The 14,831-nt window shown below is 51.5% G+C and carries 13 protein-coding genes; 4 read left to right on the forward strand and 9 right to left on the reverse strand.

Going from position 1 to position 14,831, the window contains the following annotated elements; translation table 11 throughout:
• Window positions 1–167: 167 nt before the first annotated feature.
• The 6 genes from DEALK_RS05550 to DEALK_RS05575 form a co-directional block, all read right to left on the reverse strand.
• On the reverse strand, window positions 168–1,568 hold the full coding sequence (locus DEALK_RS05550) for a reductive dehalogenase (RefSeq protein ID WP_058439299.1): 1,401 nt from the start codon (window positions 1,566–1,568) through the stop codon (window positions 168–170).
• 269 nt (window positions 1,569–1,837) lie between these two features.
• On the reverse strand, window positions 1,838–2,107 hold the full coding sequence (locus DEALK_RS05555; RefSeq protein WP_165802800.1) for a DUF2795 domain-containing protein: 270 nt from the start codon (window positions 2,105–2,107) through the stop codon (window positions 1,838–1,840).
• A gap of 151 nt (window positions 2,108–2,258) precedes the next feature.
• Window positions 2,259–2,639 (reverse strand): response regulator, encoded by a 381-nt coding sequence (locus tag DEALK_RS05560; RefSeq protein ID WP_058439301.1) that lies wholly within the window; start codon window positions 2,637–2,639, stop codon window positions 2,259–2,261.
• A gap of 220 nt (window positions 2,640–2,859) precedes the next feature.
• The gene (locus tag DEALK_RS05565) at window positions 2,860–3,543 is read right to left on the reverse strand and encodes a winged helix-turn-helix domain-containing protein (protein WP_058439302.1); all 684 of its coding nucleotides are present in this window, start codon (window positions 3,541–3,543) and stop codon (window positions 2,860–2,862) included.
• Window positions 3,544–3,731: 188 nt separating this feature from the next.
• A complete protein-coding gene (locus DEALK_RS05570) occupies window positions 3,732–4,415 on the reverse strand; it encodes a response regulator transcription factor (protein WP_058439303.1) in 684 nt (227 codons plus the stop codon).
• Window positions 4,412–7,210, reverse strand: coding sequence for a sensor histidine kinase (locus tag DEALK_RS05575; RefSeq protein WP_058439304.1), 2,799 nt, complete (start codon window positions 7,208–7,210; stop codon window positions 4,412–4,414). The genes DEALK_RS05570 and DEALK_RS05575 overlap by 4 nt, the downstream gene beginning before the upstream one ends.
• A gap of 264 nt (window positions 7,211–7,474) precedes the next feature.
• Here DEALK_RS05575 and DEALK_RS05580 point away from each other — a divergent pair, with 264 nt between their 5' ends.
• On the forward strand, window positions 7,475–7,663 hold the full coding sequence (locus DEALK_RS05580) for a CsbD family protein (protein ID WP_058440050.1): 189 nt from the start codon (window positions 7,475–7,477) through the stop codon (window positions 7,661–7,663).
• A 198-nt stretch (window positions 7,664–7,861) separates the two neighbouring features.
• On the opposite strand, the gene DEALK_RS05585 is transcribed toward DEALK_RS05580, so the two are convergent.
• Both DEALK_RS05585 and DEALK_RS05590 read right to left on the reverse strand, forming a co-directional pair.
• Window positions 7,862–8,329: a HEAT repeat domain-containing protein gene (locus DEALK_RS05585; protein ID WP_133240245.1), complete on the reverse strand. Its 468-nt coding sequence runs from the start codon at window positions 8,327–8,329 to the stop codon at window positions 7,862–7,864.
• Between the two features lie 366 nt (window positions 8,330–8,695).
• The gene (locus DEALK_RS05590; protein WP_058439306.1) at window positions 8,696–10,093 is read right to left on the reverse strand and encodes an MATE family efflux transporter; all 1,398 of its coding nucleotides are present in this window, start codon (window positions 10,091–10,093) and stop codon (window positions 8,696–8,698) included.
• Here DEALK_RS05590 and DEALK_RS05595 point away from each other — a divergent pair.
• The 3 genes from DEALK_RS05595 to DEALK_RS05605 all read left to right on the forward strand — a co-directional run bounded on the left by DEALK_RS05595 (window position 10,082) and on the right by DEALK_RS05605 (window position 13,366).
• Window positions 10,082–10,324 carry a hypothetical protein gene (locus DEALK_RS05595; protein WP_133240244.1) on the forward strand — a complete coding sequence of 81 codons (243 nt, stop codon included), beginning with the start codon at window positions 10,082–10,084 and terminating at the stop codon, window positions 10,322–10,324. The genes DEALK_RS05590 and DEALK_RS05595 overlap by 12 nt on opposite strands.
• A complete protein-coding gene (locus DEALK_RS09790; RefSeq protein WP_083496366.1) occupies window positions 10,311–11,129 on the forward strand; it encodes an SDR family NAD(P)-dependent oxidoreductase in 819 nt (272 codons plus the stop codon). Before DEALK_RS05595 ends, DEALK_RS09790 begins: the two co-directional genes overlap by 14 nt.
• Before the next feature lie 662 nt (window positions 11,130–11,791).
• Window positions 11,792–13,366: a reductive dehalogenase gene (locus tag DEALK_RS05605; protein WP_058439309.1), complete on the forward strand. Its 1,575-nt coding sequence runs from the start codon at window positions 11,792–11,794 to the stop codon at window positions 13,364–13,366.
• Window positions 13,367–13,840: 474 nt separating this feature from the next.
• On the opposite strand, the gene DEALK_RS05610 is transcribed toward DEALK_RS05605, so the two are convergent.
• Window positions 13,841–14,806, reverse strand: coding sequence for a TerC family protein (locus DEALK_RS05610; RefSeq protein WP_083496367.1), 966 nt, complete (start codon window positions 14,804–14,806; stop codon window positions 13,841–13,843).
• Window positions 14,807–14,831 lie beyond the last annotated feature (25 nt).

Below are 14,831 nucleotides of genomic sequence, written 5' to 3' on the forward strand. Positions count from 1 at the left end.
TTCTAAAGAGTGGGCAAGCCCCGCGGTGAACCCCGATTACACCCAGGGAGCCCACGGGAGGGGTTTCACAGCATATTAAGCAGGCTGGTCGCAACAGCCGGCACCCTGGTTTCCCCCACCGTGAGGCTTGCCCGAGAACGACTTATTGAGTTGTTAAGCTGCCAGGACTAGTAAAGGTAGGTCGGGTCGAACTGGAAGGTCGGAACGTCGTGCTTCCACCATTCGTCCGGGTTGCGGGTGCCGAAGCCGAAGATATCGTGCATATCGGCGAAGAAGCCGTTGAACAGCGGGGTGACGGCCTGGGTGTTCCGGACGATGGAGTGAATCAGGGCTTCGTCGCCGCCATTGAAGACGCACTGGCCGTGGCAGGACTTGCAGCGCGGGCAGCGGAAGTTGTAAAGGCGCCAGCCCTTGTAGCCGGGCAGGTAGTTCTTGACCTTCTCTTCTTCCGGGTTCTCATGATCCCAGCGTTTTTCACCCAGGGGCATGGACTCGTAGGGACAGCCGTGGGCGCAGGTCATGCAGTCAACGCAGAAGCGCTCGATGCCGGCTTCGATCGGCCGGGTCGGGGCCAGCGGCATATCGGTGACGACGCGCCCCATCCAGCGGAAGAGGTTGCCATGGGAATAGGAAGTGCCGACCATCGCCGAGCGGGAGTGCTCGGTGGCGCCGGCGAAGGAACCCACGCCGGAAGCCGGGGTGAAGCCGCCGGCTTCGATGTGCATGAAACCCATCGAGCCCAGGAAGTAATGAACGTTGGCCTGGACTTTATGACCGTGACAGTAGCCGGAATATGTCGGCGCCGGCGCCTGGCGGACGTAGTCGGTAGCTTCAAGGCAGGAATAGAGGATCAAATACTTGGCCTTGTTGGGGATTACGTACTCGGTTTTGGCTATTTCTTCAGGGGCTTCGACATCCTTGAAGTTGTAAGGCATGCCGCTGGTGGTGTTCTTGTAGAATAGTTTCCTGGACTTGTCGGTGATCTCCATGACGCGGACGCGGGTGGCGCCGAAGAACTTGAAAGCGTTGGTGATGGTCTGCAGGTTCTCTTCCGGCGTGCCGTTCCATTTGGCCAGGCCGCGGCTTTCCGGGGTGGGAATGGTGACGCCGGTGGTGGCGCCGACAAAGTTCGGTGAAGGCAGTTTATCCGAAGCGCTGGAGGCGTTGGCGACCGAGTAATCCCTCAGGGAAGGCCCCTTGTAGGTGGGGAACTTTTCTTTCATATAATCGATGTCACGGCCGTTGGTCTTCAAATCAATATACTGTTTGATTTCCGGGTGCAGCGCGCCGTGAGCGGAGTTGGTGGCGGTCAGGGGTAAGGTGCTGCCAAGTACCTTGGTGGTGCGGTCCCAGCGCTGAAAGACGTTCCAGTCAATCTCCACGGTGGGATTGTCGTACTCGCGCTCTTTGACGTACCAGGGGTGTTTAAATTGCGCTGAAGAAGCGGTTAATTCATCCATGTCGCGAAACGCCGGAGCCAGAGCCGCCACGGCGCCCAGGCCGGCACCGGCTAGACCGAGACCCTTCATAAAGTCGCGGCGGGATACGGTGGTGTGGAACTTACTCATTGGCTGTATTCTCCCTTCGTCGATATGTATTTTTCGCCAGGCGCTATTCCGGTCTTTCCCGGAGGTCACTGTTCGAATTTTCCCCTCCTGAATTCGTTTTTGCTTGATCTTTAATAAAGGCAAGCCCCGCGGTGAACCCCGATTACACCCAGGGAGCCCACGGGAGGGGTTTCACAGCATATTAAGCAGGCTGGTCGCAACAGCCGGCACCCTGGTTTCCCCCACCGTGAGGCTTGCCCGAGAACGACTTATTGAGTTGTTAAGGTGAGCTAGTCCTGACCGAACATGTAAGAGCTGACGAAAACAGTGAAACTGATGTCCGCCGCCGACCGGAATTGGCGCGACGGCAGGCGGTTGATGAAGAAATCCATGACATAGCCCGGCGCGCCGCCGGCTTCGGCATGGGCGATGATTTCACCTTTTACAGCGGGGTAATGAAGGCCACGAAGGTAGTATTCCAGAGTGACCGAGTTCATCTTCGGCGGCTCAAGCAAGGCCTCGGCGGCGCGGGTCTCAACCTTGACGGCCGGCTTTTCCATAATCATCATCGCGTTATTCCTCACTGTCTTTTATTTCCGGCTAGACGCCGCCGCGGCGGGTGGATTCAGTACGGATGCGGCCGGCGGCCACCATTGAAACACCGATCATGAAACAGGCCAGTACCATTTCGACTATCATTGGCGCCTCCTTTTAGCCGCGGGCTGAATGCTTGATGCCCGCGACGGCTTCGATGTGAAAAATAAGCTCTATGATTTCGACTGGTTTAAAGATGTAATCGTCGGCCCCGTTGGCCAGCGCCCTGGCGGTGACGCCCTGGTCGCCTTTTGAGTTTGAGAGCGCCAGCACCGGGACCTCGGAGTCCCGGCGGATCTGGTGAATGATTTCGTTGGCATCAACGATATCGAGACAGGTATCAACGATAGCCAGGTCGCACCCTTTAATCTGACTGGGGGCTTCCTGATCCGATATATCCGGTACGATGAGACTTCCGGAGTTGGGCCAGCGCATCCGGATCGCGGTGTTCAACAGGTCAATGACCTGGCTGTCTCTGGTGGCCGCCCATACCTTCATGACGTTATTAGTTTATTTCACGACGGTGACTATTCGACCGGAGGCAGGTTACAATAAGTGATAAACACAGATGTCGGCGAGTTACAGTTTCCGGAAAACCGGTGACGAAAAGTTACAGACCTAAAAATGCTTAAAGACCGCGGTCACGACCTGATGTCGAGGGGATTACAACAAAGAAGCGCTCCGTCGGAGCGCTTCTTTAACAGGGCAGCGTGGAGGCTTAAACCGGCTTGACCAGCCGGTAGCCGAGACCGGTTTCATTAAGGATCATCGAAGGCCGTCGGGAATCATCGCCGAGTTTCTGGCGCAGGCGCTTAATGTAGACTTTGAGGGTCGAGCAGGCGTCGGGGTAATCATCTCCCCATACCTGCTGCGCCAGCGAGGAGTAGGTGACAATGTGCCCGACATTCTCCATCATGTGGCGCAAGATGTTGTTTTCGGTCGGGGTCAGGGAGACTTCTTTATCACCGACATACACCCGGTGCAGCAGAGCGTGCAGCCTGAGCAGGCCGACGACCATCGATTCGCCTTCACTCGTACCGGTTGCCCGGCGGACGATGGCCTTGACGCGCAGCACCAGTTCCAAGGGTTTATAAGGTTTCAAAAAATAATCATCCGCGCCGAGTTCAAACGACCTAACCATGGTGGATTCGTTGGGGTCGTTGGAGACAACCACCAGCGGCACGGAAGAGAACAGCCGGACATCGCGGATCAGATCAAGACAGTCACTGGACGGCGGGGCCATATTCAGGAGGAGGAAGTCCGGGCGGCGCTTCTCGACCAGTGACAGGGCTTCCTGGCTGCAGTTAGCCCCCAGCACGGCGGTGCCGGGCCACAGCATTTTGAAAACGGCGGTAAGGGACTCGATTTCCTCTCGGTTGGACGCGACGGTTAAGAGGTTCATTCACCTGCCACCCGGTTATTACTTATAACCGGATTATAGCCGGCAACCCGGGGCAGGGGAATCCGCCATCGCACGTATTTATAATGACGGTCTATTTACCGAAACAGACAGGATACCTTAACGCCAGACAACGAGCTTAACAAATACATACGCCGGCAATTTACCGGACGGATAACAAGTGGCGCGGGTTACCCGGGTTTTACCAGAAAGTAGCCGACTCCGAAGCGGGTCAGAATGATCCGCGGATTGCCCGGGTTATCTTCAATCTTCTCTCTCAGGTGCCTGATGTGGACCTTGATGGCATCGGCGGCTTCAGGATAGCTGGCGCCCCAGATCCTTTCAGCAAGCGCGGCATGAGGAACGATGACCCCTTCCTTGCTGATGAGGTGTTTGAGGATGATGGCTTCGGTGCTGGTCAGAATCGCTTCCTTAACACCGATTCTGGCGATACGCTTGGTGAAATCGAGGCTCAATCTGCCGCAGACCACCGGGGCATCATCCGGCGGAGCCTGGTGACGCCGCATCAGGGCCCGGATGCGGGCGATGAGTTCCATCTGGCCGAATGGTTTGACGACGTATTCATCGGCGCCGAGTTCCAGACCGCGGACAATATCCCGCTCTTCTCCCCTGACGGTCAAGACGATGATAGGGACCCTGGAAAAGGTACGGATACTCTTGATCGCCTCGAAACCGTTCATGCCGGGCAGCCCGAGATCGACGGTTACAACATCGGGGTGGTTTTTACCGACCAGCTCCACGCCCTTTTCACCGGATTCGGCAAGTTCGATTTCAACGCCTGGCCAGCCGATGCCGAGGGCCAGGGTGATGAATTCGGCCACATCCGGATCGTCTTCAATAACCAGTACTTTCACGAGCGTGTTTCTCCTTTTTCCTGTTTTGGGTGAATAACCGGTAGCGTGAACCGGACGGTCGTACCTTTGTCTTTTTGGCTTTCAATCCAGATGCGGCCGCCGTGAAGTTCGATGATATTTTTACATAAAGACAAGCCCAAACCAAGGCCGGCGAATTCGGTATCATCTGACGCGACGCGCGAATACGGGACAAACAAGCGCTCCTGTTTCTCCTTGGGAATGCCGATGCCGGTATCGCTCACCCAAACTTCGATCGCGTCACCCGATACAAAGGCTTTAATTGTTACCTGCCCGCCACTGGAGGTGAATTTCAGCGCGTTGTCCAGCAGGTTCAAAATAACGCGGTAGAGATAATCCCTGTCGCCCTCGATGGGCGGCAGCGACGGCGGCAAATCCAGCCGGATTGCCAACCCCTTTTTTACCGCTGAAGGCGAAATGAAAGATACCAGTTCTTTAAGGAGATTCCCAAGGTCAACCGGGGCAAACTTCAGTTTTAACAGGCCGACTTCGCCTTTGGCCAGGTCGAGCAACTGGTCAATACGCTTGCGAAGTTTGACAGCTCCGCTCTGGACGTTGCGGCTGAGGCTGATCAAAGGCTCTTCCCGGGCCAGATTGACCAGCATTTCCGATGAACCCAGAAGCGGCGTCAGCGGGGTTTTCAGCTCATGGACCAGGGCCCGGGTAAAGAATACGCGTTCATCCATCTGCTTTTTAAGGGCATAACTCAGCGATTTTTCATGCTCGTACAGCCGCTGCAACTCCGCCTCCGCCCGATGCCTTGAGGCGATTTCTTCGGTCAGAGATCGGGTCCGCTCCTCGACCATCGCCTCCAGCCGATCCTGGTATTTCTCTTTTTCGGCTTCGAGCCTTTTCCTCTCAGAGATGTCACGGACTACGGCCAGAATTACAATATCTCCATTCAGTTCGAACTGGTGGCCATATACTTCAACCGGGATAACGACTCCTTTTTTGGTAATATGTTTGAGTTCGTATGTAGCATATCCGGTGCGTCTCATCTGCTCAATCGCGGGACTTAAAGAAGAATAGGAACCGGGCGCATTGAGCTGTTGCCCGGTAAGCGCAAGCATCTCATCGCGGGAATAGCCGTAACGCTCGCAGGCAACCCGGTTGGCCTCAATAATCTGCCAGGTGTTGTTACCAATGGATTTCCACAGAATCATGGCGTCGGAGGCATTGTTGAACAGCATCCGATAGTTGGCTTCACTGATCTCCAATTCACGGGCAATTTTTTTCCGCCTGGAAATATCGATGCCGTAGAGATTCAGGGCTCCAAGCTCGAAGTTGGGGTAGAGTTTAATATCATATGTCTGCTCGCCGACGGTGACCTCCAGATTCCGGACCAGACCAGAGGAATAGGCTTCAGTTATTTCTGCCCGCAATTCCTCCGGGAGCAGGCCGCCGATTCTGGCGTGCCAGTGCTCCATCAGCGGGCGGCTGGCGTTATTGGCAAAGAGGAGTTCGCCCTGGGGAGAAACACGCATTATCGGATTGGGGTTGACAAGGGGGAATGAGGCCAGGCGGTAAATCTCCTGCTCAATGCGACGGCGCTCGGTGATATCGATGATCAGGCAGTGAGTTTTTCGGACAGCGCCTAAGGTGTCATAATCAATCCTGCCGGTTACTGAGACAAGGGCATGAGAGCCGTTTTTCCGCACCAGGACGAATTCAGTTTCGACTTCACCGCGCTCCTTGAAACGTTTGAATTTCTCCCGAAAATCACTGGCCTGGTCCCCGGCCAGGAAATCACCGAACCACCTGCCTATGACCTCTTCTTTGGCATAACCCATGGTCTTGAGCCAGGCCGGATTCACCTCCAGGAAACGAGCCTCGGCATCAAGCGATTGGTAACCTACCGGGAGTTTTTCGTATAGAGAACGGAAATGAGACTCGCTCGCCTCTAAGGCTCGTTGGGCAAGGGCACGCTGCTCGATTTCCTGGGTCAGCTTCAGGTTGATGTCGTTGAGCTCCTGGGTTCTTTCGGCAACCAGCCGCTCCAGCAGCATTCTCTCTTTTTTACGTTCTGCGATGTCCCGGACTATCGAAATCACCATTTTATTCCCGTTGACGTCGGCTATCCGGCTGCTGATCTCCACGGGTATTCGGGTGCCATTTTTGGCGATATGAAACCGTTCAAAAACCACACTGCCGTCGGACATGAGCCTGTCGATCACGGGGATTTCGTCAGGATTTTTCGGCGCGTCAATATCGGCTGGACTCATCTTCAGAAGCTCGGACCTGGAATACCCCAGCATTTGACACGCCGACTCATTGACCTCAATAAACGGCTCGGGCTGACCATCGGGAGTCATTCCATGGACCATTATCCCGTCATTGCTTAACGCCAGGAGCAGCCGGGCTTGGGCGTCACTGGCGGCAAGGGCTTGTTCAGTGAGTTTACGTCCGGTGATGTTTTCAAAGATGGCCACGAAATGTCCTCTTTTGGGACGATATGCCGAAACGGCAAGCCATCTTTTAAGGGGTTTGACATATATTTCGAACTCCGCCGGTTCACCCGTCAATACGACCCGCCCGTAGGTGTCAAAGAGTTCGGGGTTTTCGGTCTTGATGCCGGGGATGGCATCGGTCACTCTTCTATTGATGATAGCAGCCTGTTTCAGCCCGGTTATTTTTTCGAAAGCAGGATTGACGTACAGGTAAACAAAATCCACCGGATTATCCTTTGTATCGAACACCATCCGGCAGTAGGCGACGCCGTTAAGCATGTGCTTAAACAGGTCATGGTACGGAATAACGGGTTGAATGGGTGCTGACATGTTATCAGTCTTTATTGGATCGAAACCTGGATGATTGTAAGCTTTGAAAAGCGCGATTACAAATAATGAGGCTTATTGTCGAAGGGGTAATTGCGGTTAAGGACTGTAAACTTTTTAGAATTTACCGGCGGTGGTGTTGGCTTGAAATGGTAAGCAAGGGAAATATGGCAAAAACGTTTCCGGCATCAGAGTCAGGGTAATATCCACTTGTCTTAAGTCTGATTCCGCAGTATAAAGGACATATACTGGTAAGGAGGAAAGATGATGGAAAAGAATGAAATCAAGGGAAAGGCCAAGCAGGTAAAGGGGAAGGTGGAGGAGACAGCGGGCAAAGTAACCGGTAAAAAATCTCTCGAAGTAAAAGGAAAAGCTGACCAGGTGGTCGGAAAGGTTCAGGAAACCGCTGGCAAAGTCCAGGGCACGGTAAAAAAGACGGTTAAGAAGTTGAAATAGCAGCCCCTTGCCAGCCCGAGCCACCGTCTTTCAGGTGGTTCCAGGCAAAGAGGAATATAAGATCCATTTAATAAACGAGCCTCTGGATTCATCGTCCAGAGGCTCGGCTGTGTTATTAAGAGCTGGTTCGATGTGGTGAAAACCGGGCTCGGCCAGGGGGTAAGCCACGCATCTGGTAACATCACCCACTCTTCTTTTTCAGCGCACCAAAGTCTTCAAAGCTTTACTAGTTGTCTCATGAACTTGGCTGCTGGAGTCGTTTAGCATCGTCCGAAGCACTTTTTCGGCCTTTGGTCCGCCAATTTTGCCCAGAGATTCAGCGACCTGGACACGCACACGAACCGGCCAATGAGCGCTGTTGCTTGCTAAAGCATCTACCGCCGAGGAGTCCCCGATTTTACCCAGCGCCTCAACCGCCTTTTCCTGGGCACCCATATCTCGGCTGATTTTAAGGAGATGAACAATCGGTATAATGGCTTCTGATGCTTTAAGTTCACCCAGAATCCAGGCAGCCCTCTCGACGGTCATCGGTTCAGGATGAGATAACGCCTGGATAAGCTTGGCAATATAAGTCCGATTATCTGCCTCGAGCTTTGATCCGCACCGAGGACATACTTCACTCCCTGCAGGATTGTCTTTCCAGCATCTAGTGCAGTAGATGACCACTTACAAAACTCCTGCCTTTCTTCGGATTAACAGGGCATAGAGGGTATGTTCCTAAGCCGGGATACCCTAAACCGTTGGATATACTTTCGGCCAATTGGGATTCCAAAGAGACGGCCGGGTTCTGACAGACTCATCGCAGCATTTGCCAATCGATTCTATGGTAACTCTATATCCAACCGTACACCTTAAAGGTATTCTAATTCTATTCCATTCCCTATGTCACGGTGATGGTGACTCTTCAGGTTCGTCCTCTTCGAAGAGTCGGACTCTGCTTTGAACGAAGGATGTCCTGGGATGGATCTCGGCAAGAATGGCCGAGGGACTGATGAAGTCCCTCGGATGTTTTTAGGGCTTACAAATTCTTAGTTATTCAGTCACAGGAGCTCGGCTTGAAACAAGCTGAGCTCCTGTCTGGTTAAAACCCAGTACGCGGAGAGCAAAAAATACGGTCAGAATCGAATCAACCAGAATGCCAAGCCCGAAAAGTATCAATATCGAAGTGAAGGTTGAATTCCAGAGGCCTGCCAGATAAGCAATGAACGCCGCAACGTAGACTGTCCCATTGGTGATGGCTGACTGATAAGCCTGGTATTGAGTCTTACCGATGCCATAGAAAATAGCATCTGTCACCATATTGAGTGCGAAAAGGATATAAGGCAAGATCAACAACATCATTGCATGAACCGAATAATTGACGATTTCCGGATTTGAGTTCAGGAGTCCGGCAAACGGACGCCACAGTGGAAGCAATATCAGCCAGAGTACGATTACACTTCCCCCTATTGCCATCGACGAGTACCACAATTTACGTACCTTGGTGAGATCAGCAGAGTGATTGGCTATGAGTACCTTGGAGCACTCGGCAAGAGCTAGAATCGGGACAAGCAGGAAGCTCCAGAAGATGTGCATTGAGAGGTAATAGCCACCGATATAATCTTCACCAAGAAGGTTCAACAGCCTCAGAATCATGAGGATGTAAAAGACATTTCGGATAAGACTATCGAGGCCTGACCAACTGCCGACCTTGAGGTATGTCTTCCAATCGTGGAATGAAAAAAGCGAGGGAAGCGATTTTACTTTTGACGAAATATAAGGTCGAAGCAACAAGATCGCGGTGATCAGCAGGGCAAGGCTTGAGACCATGTCTGCCCAGGCGACCCCGAGTACACCAATATCCAGGGAGAATGAATAACCACCGTAGAAAACACTGTCAAAGATGAACCGGTAGACAACCTGCATAATCGCCAGGGTCAAGATAAAACGTTTTCGGTTGACGGTCTCAACGATCACTATCGAAGCCGCACTTAGCAGGAAAACGGGTATGGCGGCTGTCTTTATTTTCAAAAAGGCCGCTGTCGTTTGCTGCAATGGCTCAGGAGTGCCGATTACCGAGACGAACTGGGACGAAAAGGTGAACAAAAAGACAGCTAATACCGATGAAATCGCGAGGATCATGGTGAAAGCCGTTCTGATTCGAGAATCAGGCCCGGCGTCACTCTGCAGCCCTTTACCTATGAAGAAGAACAAAGCCAGGACAAAGGTTTCTTGAATGATTTCAAGGAATAAATCGACGAACTGCCATTGAGCTACGATTGATAGTGCGCTTGAATCGGGGATCGCATTCCCGATGAGGTAGACACTGTATGAACGGTAGAACTGTGGCAACGCCATGAAGAGGAAGATAAGCCCATACAGGCCCCAGTCCCACTGGCGAAAAAGAGGAGCTAGGAAACTTCGTGCAGAGGATAAGGTGTGCAATACCATGGCGGATCCTCTTTAGTGAGTGGTCAAATTATGGGAATTTTAGCTGGCTTTAAGTGGAAAATCCAGCTTCAGCGCTTTTCGATCTTGGCGGAAAACCGAGGGGTTGATGAGGCCCCTCGGTTACAATACAACGAATGTATGAAGACTGAAGGTGAATTAGGACCAGAAATTTGTGATAGAGTTTACCCCGAAAGCATTCAAATGAAAGGGCTCTGGATTGAAGTCACTTAACAGTAAAACAGTAGTTGTCACTGGATCTAGCCGAGGTATTGGACTTGCAATCGCGAAAGCCTGTGCGGTTGCTGGGGCTAACGTAGTACTATCATCGCGGAATATCAATAACCTTTGGAAGCCGATTAATGAACTTCGTGGAAGGGGATTCTCAGTTCAAGGGTTTCAAGCAGATGTCAAAAACGAAGCCGAGATTTCAAGTTTATTTGAAAGTAGCAAGTTAGCATTCGGGAAAATCGATGTATGGATAAACAATGCGGGAGTTGCTGGTGGCTACCGAACTCTGCAATCTATGACACCTACCGAAATACAGGAAGTCATCAATACTAATCTAATGGGTACCTTATATGCTTGCAGGCTTATGATACCCTATTTTGTATCCATGGGTGGCGGAACAATAATTAACATCGGTGGGCGTGGGGGACATGGGAATCCAAGTCCCTTCCAGGCTCCTTACGCCGCAAGCAAAGCGGCGATTACCAGTCTTACGAGGAGCCTAGCTGCTGAGAACAAAGGTAAACCTGTATCGATTAACTGTTTCTTTCCTGGGATGGTTGAGACGGACATCTACAAGGATGTAATGACCTGTCCAGAAACTGATTCTAAAATGGGTCTCATGCCGATATTACTCAAGGCATTCGCCACGCCAATAGATCGGGTACAAAAAGTGACTTTAGAAATGTGTTGCTTTAGGCCTGGGAAAATTACTGGAAAGTGTTATTCCGCTGAACGTCCAGAGCGTTTCCTTCGAGCCTTGCGGGCTTTGCCGGATTTTTTAAGTTACTCGAAAACAAAGCCCCGCTAGTGGAGTCACATAGAGCCCTGCTATTTGTCATAGTCTCGTCCTCCTCGGAGAGTCGGACTCTCTCTGAAACAATGGATATCCTGGAGTTGTTAAGATCAAGACAGATAGAGAGGCTTTAAGGCCTCTCTATCTGTTATTAATCGTCCTCCTCGTAGTGTCGGACTCCATCAGAAACGCGGCTTCGATAGTCAGAACGGGGAGTTCGAGGTTGTTCCTAACTCGAACTCCCCGTCCTATTGATTTTCGAGCAAATTATCTTAAAAAGGCTGGTGATTTCCCGCCACTAGCCTTATTTTAATCGTGGTGGAGACGGGGGAGAGTCGGACTATACCTGAAACAATGGCGGAGGTTTGTTCGTGGCTGGATAAGACATTAACAACCGAGGGGCTGATGAAGCCCCTCGGTTGGTTATTGGGACTATTATGAAGCCCCTTTAAATAACCTCTCCCAGCATGATGAGATTAAAGTTTATTAAGGATTAAGTTCACCTTCACATTAACGAAAAAAAATCAGTACAAACACGTATTCACATGGTTTTCTCCCAGTTTTAAGATATCGTTAAAAGCAAATATCTGATAGGAGGTGCAGATAACGATTTGACATCTGGGAGAGACCAGAGTTTTAGAGTCTTTCTCTACCGAAATCGTAACAGGAGGAGACATATGTCGATTTTCCATAGCACGATGAGCCGCAGAGAATACATGAAAAGTCTTGGACTTTTAGGAGCTGGGATAGGTGGCGCCAGCCTGGTAGCGCCGGTATTCCACGATCTAGACGAATTGATGGCTTCAGAGTCTGCTCAGATTAAACGAGCCTGGTGGATCCGAAATACTGAACATCCGACTGTAGATATAGATTGGAACCTGATGAAACGACATCACGGTTTCCATAGCACCCAATCCGGCGTCATCCTTGCCCGTTATGCCGGCGGTCCAGCGGAGTATCAGGCGATTCTCGCTGCCGGAGATAAAGGGGTTACTGACGGCATCAAGAACAACACCCCTGGTTTAACGTTGAGGGATAACGCTCTTGGCACTGTCGCGAGGGGCTTGGGTTTCACAGCCGCGCGGACTGATAAATTCGCTGACACGCGCCTTGTTGGCGTTAAAACACCGGAGCAATTTGGAGTGCCCAAGTGGCAGGGAACACCGGAGGAGAACTTCCGGATGATGCGAGCGGCGATGGTATTCTTCGGAGCTTCACATATCGGCGCTTCGGAACTCGATGCCGATCACAAGAAACTAGTCGGTTTGTACGGCGATAACATCGCCGAATCATACTGGCCTTTTGGTTCAGCTCCAAAATGGCCGCCGCCGACGACAGTGACACAGCCCATCGAATTCGCTAATCAGTCGACCTTTTCGTTTGATAACGCTACCGGTTTAACAAAGATTCCTTCTAACATCCCGATCTTCAGTATCAGCTACACGATCCCTCAATCGCATGAGATGTTCCGAACGACGCCGTCTTCGGCGCTTTTCGCCGCTGCCAATATCACCAGGTACCGCCTGCGCGAGAACATGCGCATCTCCACCCAGGGCTTTGTCCGAATGCTTGGTTATCAAATGATGTATGACGAGCCGTACAGAGGCATTCCGAGCATTGCCGGTGCCGCGTTGACCGGCTTGGTGGAAAACTCACGCCACACTATCATGGGTATCAGTCCCGAGCACGGTAATACCGTCGGTTTGTACGAAGTATTGACCGATCTGCCAATTGCCCACTCTCCAGCGATTGATGCCGGCATTTGGCGCTTCTGCCAGAGCTGCGGTATCTGCGCCAAGCACTGCCCGCCTGAAGCAATCGAGAAGAAAGGTGAGAGTGAGCCTTCCTGGGAGACCAGGCCTTCCTCGGTAACTCCGAAATTCGGTCAAATTCCTGGACTTGGTTTTGACACAGAGCCAGAATTCTTCAAGGCTGGCCGCAAGACATACTGGACGGATATGATCAGCTGCCAGCTGTTTGCCCGCGGTTTGCCGAACCGCTGCCAGTTATGCTTCGGTGTCTGCGTCTTCAACAACCAGTACGGTGCGATGATCCACGACCTGGTGAGGCAGACGGTTTCGGTAACCCCGCTGTTCAACGGCGTGTTTGCCACAGCTGGTGAAACCTTCGGTTACGGCCTTAAAGAAGGCGAGAAGAAAGAAGAATGGTGGGATATGGAGCTACCAGCTTATGGCTATAGCACTGGCTTCTATTCCAAGCATGGTGGATACAGTAGGGAGCGCCCATCATAATCGGTTAGACACTTTTTCCATATCGAAAAATAGACAATTGAGGGGCTTCTGAGCCCCTCAATTGTTCATAAAATTCCCTTGATCGTCCTCCTCGTAGAGTCGGACTCTCTCTGAAACGCGGGCGGACACATTTCTAGGGCTTGAGTTCATCATTGTTCTTTTAGCCGCCTATCTCGGCGGTATGATGGCACGCCGCCTAAAACTGCCAATCTTCCTTGGTTATCTAATTGGTGGGATATTAATCGGACCGGGTGGATTCGGATTAATCGCCGAAACTTCAGTCATCAATGCACAAGCCTTATTCTAATCGTGGTGGAGACGGGGGGCTCGGGTCTGCCTGAAACAACGAATATCCTGGGGTAGCTAAACTCCAAACAAACCGAAAGGACCTTTCGCCTCTCGGTTTGTTGTTAGGTATCGTCATATTGAGATTTTTGGCACTGATCCCGTTTTCAGCCATAACCAACGTCTTCATTAGGTTTCTCGGTTGCCAAACTTAGAGTTGCATGCATGATCGGGTGGCATGTTCGTTCGAGAAGGGCGCTTAAGGGAGGCAATAATGGCTATGACTAGTATCGAGGTGATGATAAGGAGCGATAAAAATGTTGGGACATGATAGATACCGGACAGGAGCATCTTAGTACCCAGGAAGACTAATACCGCTGCCAAGCCGTAATGCAGGTAATAGAGCCGGTTAGCGAAGCCTTCAAGAGCAAAGTACATAGAGCGCAAGCCCATGATGGCGAACATGTTTGAAGTGTAAACAATGAAAGGATCAGTGGTTATCGCCAGTACCGCCGGAATTGAATCGACAGCAAAAATTATGTCTGTGGTCTCCACGGCGACGAGCACAGCTAACAGCGGGGTGGCAATGCGGCGACCTTTCTCCACTATGAAGAACTTGTCACCGTTGTACTGATGGCTCATCGGCAGGAATCGGCGAAGTAACTTAAGAACGGGATTAGCCTCGGGGTGGGGGTCTTCTTCCTTTTTCATCCCCATGCGAATGCCGGTGAAGATAAGGAAGGCGCCAAAGACATAGATTATCCAACTGAAATTATTAATCAGTGCAATGCCGCCGAAGATGAAAGCGGCGCGCATTAGGATGGCGCCGACGATACCCCAAAAAAGTACCCGATGACGGTATTCCCGCGGCACGCAGAAGTAGGTGAAGAGCATTAAAAAGACGAATAGGTTATCAACGGAAAGAGATTCCTCAACGATATAGGCGCTGAAGAAATCAATGGCATGCGTTGAACCTTCAAGTACCCATATGCCGATGCCGAAGAGCACCGCAAGACTTACCCACAAAGCCACCCAACCGAGGGCTTCCTTCAGTTTGATGATGTGAGCATGGCGGTGGAAAACAAAAAGATCCAGGCCAAGCATGGTGACTAAGAAAAGGTTGAAAAGTATCCAGGGCCAGATCCCAACGTCCAACTTAAAATCCTTTGCTACCTATGAT

Origin of the sequence: Dehalogenimonas alkenigignens (genome assembly GCF_001466665.1) — a bacterium.
In the GTDB taxonomy this organism is placed as follows: domain Bacteria; phylum Chloroflexota; class Dehalococcoidia; order Dehalococcoidales; family Dehalococcoidaceae; genus Dehalogenimonas; species Dehalogenimonas alkenigignens.

What these genes read in the sequence shown, in the direction of transcription:
- DEALK_RS05605 (WP_058439309.1), top strand. Translation starts at nt 11,792, where the DNA reads ATGTCGATTTTCCATAGCACGATGAGCCGCAGAGAATACATGAAAAGT.
- DEALK_RS05565 (WP_058439302.1), bottom strand. Translation starts at nt 3,543, where the DNA reads ATGAACCTCTTAACCGTCGCGTCCAACCGAGAGGAAATCGAGTCCCTT.
- DEALK_RS05580 (WP_058440050.1), top strand. Translation starts at nt 7,475, where the DNA reads ATGGAAAAGAATGAAATCAAGGGAAAGGCCAAGCAGGTAAAGGGGAAG.
- DEALK_RS05590 (WP_058439306.1), bottom strand. Translation starts at nt 10,093, where the DNA reads ATGGTATTGCACACCTTATCCTCTGCACGAAGTTTCCTAGCTCCTCTT.
- DEALK_RS05555 (WP_165802800.1), bottom strand. Translation starts at nt 2,107, where the DNA reads ATGGAAAAGCCGGCCGTCAAGGTTGAGACCCGCGCCGCCGAGGCCTTG.
- DEALK_RS05550 (WP_058439299.1), bottom strand. Translation starts at nt 1,568, where the DNA reads ATGAGTAAGTTCCACACCACCGTATCCCGCCGCGACTTTATGAAGGGT.
- DEALK_RS05575 (WP_058439304.1), bottom strand. Translation starts at nt 7,210, where the DNA reads ATGTCAGCACCCATTCAACCCGTTATTCCGTACCATGACCTGTTTAAG.
- DEALK_RS05560 (WP_058439301.1), bottom strand. Translation starts at nt 2,639, where the DNA reads ATGAAGGTATGGGCGGCCACCAGAGACAGCCAGGTCATTGACCTGTTG.